The sequence below is a fragment of the Staphylococcus sp. GDX8P80P genome, assembly GCF_017893095.1.
Lineage (GTDB): Bacteria > Bacillota > Bacilli > Staphylococcales > Staphylococcaceae > Staphylococcus > Staphylococcus borealis.
The window spans coordinates 1-7,093 of sequence record NZ_JAESMI010000166.1 but is presented as its reverse complement, the minus strand read 5'-3'; the positions used below and the strand labels follow the sequence as shown (position 1 = coordinate 7,093).

Annotated in this window: 7 protein-coding genes; 3 read left to right on the top strand and 4 right to left on the bottom strand. The window is 34.3% G+C overall.

Features of this window, described 5'->3' with window-relative positions; translation table 11 throughout:
* Positions 1-54 precede the first annotated feature (54 nt).
* Entirely contained in the window at positions 55-789 is a 735-nt protein-coding gene (gene erm(C) / locus KA858_RS11940) for a 23S rRNA (adenine(2058)-N(6))-methyltransferase Erm(C) (protein ID WP_021286044.1), read from the top strand.
* Between the two features lie 72 nt (positions 790-861).
* Here the strand turns inward: erm(C) and KA858_RS11935 are convergent, their stop codons facing one another.
* The 4 genes from KA858_RS11935 to KA858_RS13115 all read right to left on the bottom strand — a co-directional run bounded on the left by KA858_RS11935 (position 862) and on the right by KA858_RS13115 (position 5,387).
* Complete coding sequence (locus KA858_RS11935; RefSeq protein WP_014125933.1) at positions 862-1,845, bottom strand: protein rep; 984 nt, start codon at positions 1,843-1,845, stop codon at positions 862-864.
* A 243-nt stretch (positions 1,846-2,088) separates the two neighbouring features.
* Positions 2,089-3,351 (bottom strand): MobV family relaxase, encoded by a 1,263-nt coding sequence (gene mobV / locus KA858_RS11930; protein ID WP_000119405.1) that lies wholly within the window; start codon positions 3,349-3,351, stop codon positions 2,089-2,091.
* A 563-nt stretch (positions 3,352-3,914) separates the two neighbouring features.
* Positions 3,915-5,291, bottom strand: coding sequence for a tetracycline efflux MFS transporter Tet(L) (gene tet(L), locus KA858_RS11925; protein ID WP_001574277.1), 1,377 nt, complete (start codon positions 5,289-5,291; stop codon positions 3,915-3,917).
* A gap of 33 nt (positions 5,292-5,324) precedes the next feature.
* Positions 5,325-5,387, bottom strand: coding sequence for a tetracycline resistance efflux system leader peptide (locus KA858_RS13115; protein ID WP_012779615.1), 63 nt, complete (start codon positions 5,385-5,387; stop codon positions 5,325-5,327).
* Between the two features lie 245 nt (positions 5,388-5,632).
* Here KA858_RS13115 and aadD1 point away from each other — a divergent pair, with 245 nt between their 5' ends.
* Positions 5,633-6,394, top strand: coding sequence for an aminoglycoside O-nucleotidyltransferase ANT(4')-Ia (aadD1, locus tag KA858_RS11915; RefSeq protein WP_001014230.1), 762 nt, complete (start codon positions 5,633-5,635; stop codon positions 6,392-6,394).
* Positions 6,395-6,610: 216 nt separating this feature from the next.
* Positions 6,611-7,015 (top strand): bleomycin binding protein, encoded by a 405-nt coding sequence (gene bleO, locus KA858_RS11910; RefSeq protein WP_001242578.1) that lies wholly within the window; start codon positions 6,611-6,613, stop codon positions 7,013-7,015.
* Positions 7,016-7,093: the final 78 nt, after the last annotated feature.

Here is a 7,093-nt window from a genome sequence, read left to right as displayed (position 1 = left end):
ATTTATCAGAGCTTGTGCTATAATTATTTTAAGTTTATAAGAAAGAGGATTATAATGAACAAAAAAAATATAAAAGACAGTCAAAACTTTATTACTTCGAAACGTAATATAGATAAAATAATGACAAATATAAGCTTAAATGAACATGATAATATCTTTGAAATTGGCTCAGGAAAAGGGCATTTTACCCTTGAATTAGTACAAAGGTGTAATTTCGTAACTGCTATTGAAATAGACCATAAATTATGCAAGACTACAGAAAATAAACTTGTTAATCACGATAATTTTCAAGTTTTAAACAAGGATATATTGCAGTTTAAATTTCCTAAAAACCAATCCTATAAAATATTTGGTAGTATACCTTACAACATAAGTACGGATATAATACGCAAAGTTGTTTTTGAAAGTATAGCTGATGAGAGTTATTTAATCGTGGAATACGGGTTTGCTAAAAGGTTATTGAATACAAAGCGCTCATTGGCGTTACTTTTAATGGCAGAAGTTGATATTTCTATATTAAGTATGGTTCCAAGAGAATATTTTCATCCTAAACCTAAAGTGAATAGCTCGCTTATCAGATTAAATAGAAAAAAATCAAGAATATCGTACAAAGATAAACAGAAGTATAATTATTTCGTTATGAAATGGGTTAACAAAGAATACAAGAAAATATTTACAAAGAATCAATTTAACAAATCCTTAAAACATGCGGGAATTGACGATTTAAACAATATTAGCTTTGAGCAATTCTTGTCTCTTTTCAATAGCTATAAATTATTTAATAAGTAAGTTAAGGGGTGCGTAAACTGCACCCCTTAACTTGTCTTGTTTTGCTTAAACAATCTTGGCCCTTTTGTTGAATTACTCTTTAATAAAATAATTTTTCCGTTCCCAATTCCACATTGCAATAATAGAAAAGCCATCTTCATCTGCTTTTTCTTCATCATCTGTATGTATTAAATCGCCATCTTCTGCGTCATCAAGATTTAATTCCTTATGAATTTCCTTTAATAAACCACCATATGAAATTAATCTTTTTCGATAAAGTCCTTCCTCCAAATCAGCTAAACGCTGCAAATTTCTTTCTTCGTCATCAGTCATAAAATCTGTATCTTTTACTGGATATTTTGCAGTTTCATCAATGGCTGATTTTATATCAGATTTATGTTTATTTTTTGGTCGAATCATTTGGACTTTAACGTTTGGATCATAATCTAATTTCATAGCTCTTTTCCAAAATTGAATCCATTGCTTTTGATTCACATAGTTTTCAGTGTTATAAAAATAAGTGCTTTCTACACAAACCAACACATGCATGTGTTGGTTATAAGAATTATCTATATTATTTACAGTTACTTCTGTCGCTCGCATAAAACCAACTAAGTTTTTATTAATTTTCTTATATTTCATCATACGATTAAAACCTTTTGACATATCCGATAAACTTTTATTTAATTCAGTACCATCATAAACATTTCTAACGGTCAACGTAAGGAAAAGCCAACGAACTGTTGGTTTTTGTTTGATAACTTCTGCAACAACCTTTTGTGACTGAATACCATGCTTCATTGCTCTCCTCCAGTTGCACATTGGACATAATCGAGATTTACAAAACCACACACGATATAACGTTTTTTCTCCCGTTTCATAACTCACTTTATATTCAAGTACCTCTGCACAATCTTTTACACGTTCAGCCTTTTTAAATTCAAGAATATGCAAGAGTTCAAAATAATCTACATTTGCCATTTTCTTTTCTCGCCAAGGTCTTATTTTTCCACTTTTTGTTTTGTCGATTAGTACACTTGATTTTTCATCTGAATTAATGCTATTATTATTGCACATAATTAATACAGAAACCCCCTATGTAAATTTGTTTTTGTGTGGTAACTTAAACAATAACATAGGGTATTTTTCTGTGCAAGGATTTTTAAAGGTTCATTAACCTTATAAAGCCAATCACACCAACACTTTAAACGCGATGTAAACTATAAAAATAAAAACTTGTTGTTTCTATATGTATCAAGATAAGAAAGAACAAGTTCAAAACCATCAAAAAAAGACACCTTTTCAGGTGCTTTTTTTATTTTACAAACTCATTCCCTGATCTCGACTTCGTTCTTTTTTTACCTCTCGGTTATGAGTTAGTTCAAATTCGTTCTTTTTAGGTTCTAAATCGTGTTTTTCTTGGAATTGTGCTGTTTTATCCTTTACCTTGTCTACAAACCCCTTAAAAACGTTTTTAAAGGCTTTTAAGCCGTCTGTACGTTCCTTAAGGAATTCCTTAGTGCTTTCATAGATTAAACTCACATCACGCTTTAAATCGCTTATTTTAGACTTTAAAGACTTGTTTTCTTCAAGCAACTCATTATAATCATTTACATTTTCATTAAATCGCTCTACAAGACCACTATATTTTTCTTTAACTTGCCCATGTTCTTTACTTAATTTTTTATATTCTCTCGCCATATCAGTACTCATGAGATTTCTAACATGCTGTTTTAACCTATCGTTATCTCTCGCAGCAGTCACTAAGTTTTTATAATCACGCTCCGATATAACAACATTTTTGGTTGGTTTCTTTTCTGTTTTCATTATTTCTTTTCCCAAACCAAACATGGACTTTTCACCCGTTGGCACTTCAACACTTTTCATGTGTCGTTTCGCTGGTACTTCTAAATCTGATTTAACTTTATCGCTATAAGCAGTCCATTCATCTTTTTTAACTGCTAAATTTTTTTCTAGAAAATCAATCTCTTTTTCCAAAGTTTGTTTTTTAAATTTAGCTGTCTCAATATGTTTACGGTCAGAGCCACGTTCACCACGCTTCAACTCAAAACCCTGTTTTTTCATATGCTCGGGGAATTTATCTTGTAGCCATAACAGTTCTTGACGATTAAACACATTTTTTCCTTGCAGTTTTCCATCACGCATAGGCACAACACCTAAATGCATGTGAGGGGTTTGCTCATCATTATGAACTGTTGCATAAGCAATATTTTGCTTGCCATATCGTTCGGAAAATAATTTATAACTTTCCTCAAAAAATCGTTTTTGTTCTCCTGGATCCAGTTGCTCAAAAAAATCTCGGTCAGATGTTACTAGCAACTCATTTACAAGAACAGCATCTTTCCTCGTTTTTCTTGTACCTGTTTTTTGTGATTCAATAATTTCTTTGACACGTTCGTTGTAATCAATATTTTTATCATTTTTCAAATCATAATTTTCACGTGTTCGCTCATGGTCAATATCATCATTCGTTCTACTTTTTCGCTCTCTTTGATTATGAAATTGCATGCCTTTTAGTCCAGCTGATTTCACTTTTTGCATTCTACAAACTGCATAACTCATATGTAAATCGCTCCTTTTTAGGTGGCACAAATGTGAGGCATTTTCGCTCTTTCCGGCAACCACTTCCAAGTAAAGTATAACACACTATACTTTATATTCATAAAGTGTGTGCTCTGCGAGGCTGTCGGCAGTGCCGACCAAAACCATAAAACCTTTAAGACCTTTCTTTTTTTTACGAGAAAAAAGAAACAAAAAAACCTGCCCTCTGCCACCTCAGCAAAGGGGGGTTTTGCTCTCGTGCTCGTTTAAAAATCAGCAAGGGACAGGTAGTATTTTTTGAGAAGATCACTCAAAAAATCTCCACCTTTAAACCCTTGCCAATTTTTATTTTGTCCGTTTTGTCTAGCTTACCGAAAGCCAGACTCAGCAAGAATAAAATTTTTATTGTCTTTCGGTTTTCTAGTGTAACGGACAAAACCACTCAAAATAAAAAAGATACAAGAGAGGTCTCTCGTATCTTTTATTCAGCAATCGCGCCCTTTAATGGAACAAAAAGATTTGAATTCCTGTTATAAAAAAAGGATCAATTTTGAACTCTCTCCCAAAGTTGATCCCTTAACGATTTAGAAATCCCTTTGAGAATGTTTATATACATTCAAGGTAACCAGCCAACTAATGACAATGATTCCTGAAAAAAGTAATAACAAATTACTATACAGATAAGTTGACTGATCAACTTCCATAGGTAACAACCTTTGATCAAGTAAGGGTATGGATAATAAACCACCTACAATTGCAATACCTGTTCCCTCTGATAAAAAGCTGGTAAAGTTAAGCAAACTCATTCCAGCACCAGCTTCCTGCTGTTTCAAGCTACTTGAAACAATTGTTGATATAACTGTTTTGGTGAACGAAAGCCCACCTAAAACAAATACGATTATAATTGTCATGAACCATGATGTTGTTTCTAAAAGAAAGGAAGCAGTTAAAAAGCTAACAGAAAGAAATGTAACTCCGATGTTTAACACGTATAAAGGACCTCTTCTATCAACAAGTATCCCACCAATGTAGCCGAAAATAATGACACTCATTGTTCCAGGGAAAATAATTACACTTCCGATTTCGGCAGTACTTAGCTGGTGAACATCTTTCATCATATAAGGAACCATAGAGACAAACCCTGCTACTGTTCCAAATATAATTCCCCCACAAAGAACTCCAATCATAAAAGGTATATTTTTCCCTAATCCGGGATCAACAAAAGGATCTGTTACTTTCCTGATATGTTTTACAAATATCAGGAATGACAGCACGCTAACGATAAGAAAAGAAATGCTATATGATGTTGTAAACAACATAAAAAATACAATGCCTACAGACATTAGTATAATTCCTTTGATATCAAAATGACCTTTTATCCTTACTTCTTTCTTTAATAATTTCATAAGAAACGGAACAGTGATAATTGTTATCATAGGAATGAGTAGAAGATAGGACCAATGAATATAATGGGCTATCATTCCACCAATCGCTGGACCGACTCCTTCTCCCATGGCTACTATCGATCCAATAAGACCAAATGCTTTACCCCTATTTTCCTTTGGAATATAGCGCGCAACTACAACCATTACGAGTGCTGGAAATGCAGCTGCACCAGCCCCTTGAATAAAACGAGCCATAATAAGTAAGGAAAAGAAAGAATGGCCAACAAACCCAATTACCGACCCGAAACAATTTATTATAATTCCAAATAGGAGTAACCTTTTGATGCCTAATTGATCAGATAGCTTTCCATATACAGCTGTTCCAATGGAAAAGGTTAACATAAAGGCTGTGTTCACCCAGTTTGTACTCGCAGGTGGTTTATTAAAATCATTTGCAATATCAGGTAATGAGACGTTCAAAACCATTTCATTTAATACGCTAAAAAAAGATAAAATGCAAAGCCAAATTAAAATTTGGTTGTGTCGTAAATTCGATTGTGAATAGGATGTATTCACATTTCACCCTCCAATAATGAGGGCAGACGTAGTTTATAGGGTTAATGATACGCTTCCCTCTTTTAATTGAACCCTGTTACATTCATTACACTTCATAATTAATTCCTCCTAAACTTGATTAAAACATTTTACCACATATAAACTAAGTTTTAAATTCAGTATTTCATCACTTATACAACAATATGGCCCGTTTGTTGAAGATTAGATGCTATAATTGTTATTAAAAGGATTGAAGGATGCTTAGGAAGACGAGTTATTAATAGCTGAATAAGAACGGTGCTCTCCAAATATTCTTATTTAGAAAAGCAAATCTAAAATTATCTGAAAAGGGAATGAGAATAGTGAATGGACCAATAATAATGACTAGAGAAGAAAGAATGAAGATTGTTCATGAAATTAAGGAACGAATATTGGATAAATATGGGGATGATGTTAAGGCTATTGGTGTTTATGGCTCTCTTGGTCGTCAGACTGATGGGCCCTATTCGGATATTGAGATGATGTGTGTCATGTCAACAGAGGAAGCAGAGTTCAGCCATGAATGGACAACCGGTGAGTGGAAGGTGGAAGTGAATTTTGATAGCGAAGAGATTCTACTAGATTATGCATCTCAGGTGGAATCAGATTGGCCGCTTACACATGGTCAATTTTTCTCTATTTTGCCGATTTATGATTCAGGTGGATACTTAGAGAAAGTGTATCAAACTGCTAAATCGGTAGAAGCCCAAACGTTCCACGATGCGATTTGTGCCCTTATCGTAGAAGAGCTGTTTGAATATGCAGGCAAATGGCGTAATATTCGTGTGCAAGGACCGACAACATTTCTACCATCCTTGACTGTACAGGTAGCAATGGCAGGTGCCATGTTGATTGGTCTGCATCATCGCATCTGTTATACGACGAGCGCTTCGGTCTTAACTGAAGCAGTTAAGCAATCAGATCTTCCTTCAGGTTATGACCATCTGTGCCAGTTCGTAATGTCTGGTCAACTTTCCGACTCTGAGAAACTTCTGGAATCGCTAGAGAATTTCTGGAATGGGATTCAGGAGTGGACAGAACGACACGGATATATAGTGGATGTGTCAAAACGCATACCATTTTGAACGATGACCTCTAATAATTGTTAATCATGTTGGTTACGTATTTATTAACTTCTCCTAGTATTAGTAATTATCATGGCTGTCATGGCGCATTAACGGAATAAAGGGTGTGCTTAAATCGGGCCATTTTGCGTAATAAGAAAAAGGATTAATTATGAGCGAATTGAATTAATAATAAGGTAATAGATTTACATTAGAAAATGAAAGGGGATTTTATGCGTGAGAATGTTACAGTCTATCCCGGCATTGCCAGTCGGGGATATTAAAAAGAGTATAGGTTTTTATTGCGATAAACTAGGTTTCACTTTGGTTCACCATGAAGATGGATTCGCAGTTCTAATGTGTAATGAGGTTCGGATTCATCTATGGGAGGCAAGTGATGAAGGCTGGCGCTCTCGTAGTAATGATTCACCGGTTTGTACAGGTGCGGAGTCGTTTATTGCTGGTACTGCTAGTTGCCGCATTGAAGTAGAGGGAATTGATGAATTATATCAACATATTAAGCCTTTGGGCATTTTGCACCCCAATACATCATTAAAAGATCAGTGGTGGGATGAACGAGACTTTGCAGTAATTGATCCCGACAACAATTTGATTAGCTTTTTTCAACAAATAAAAAGCTAAAATCTATTATTAATCTGTTCAGCAATCGGGCGCGATTGCAGTACAAATTTAACGGTCGTTCATCATGTTCTTATTTAT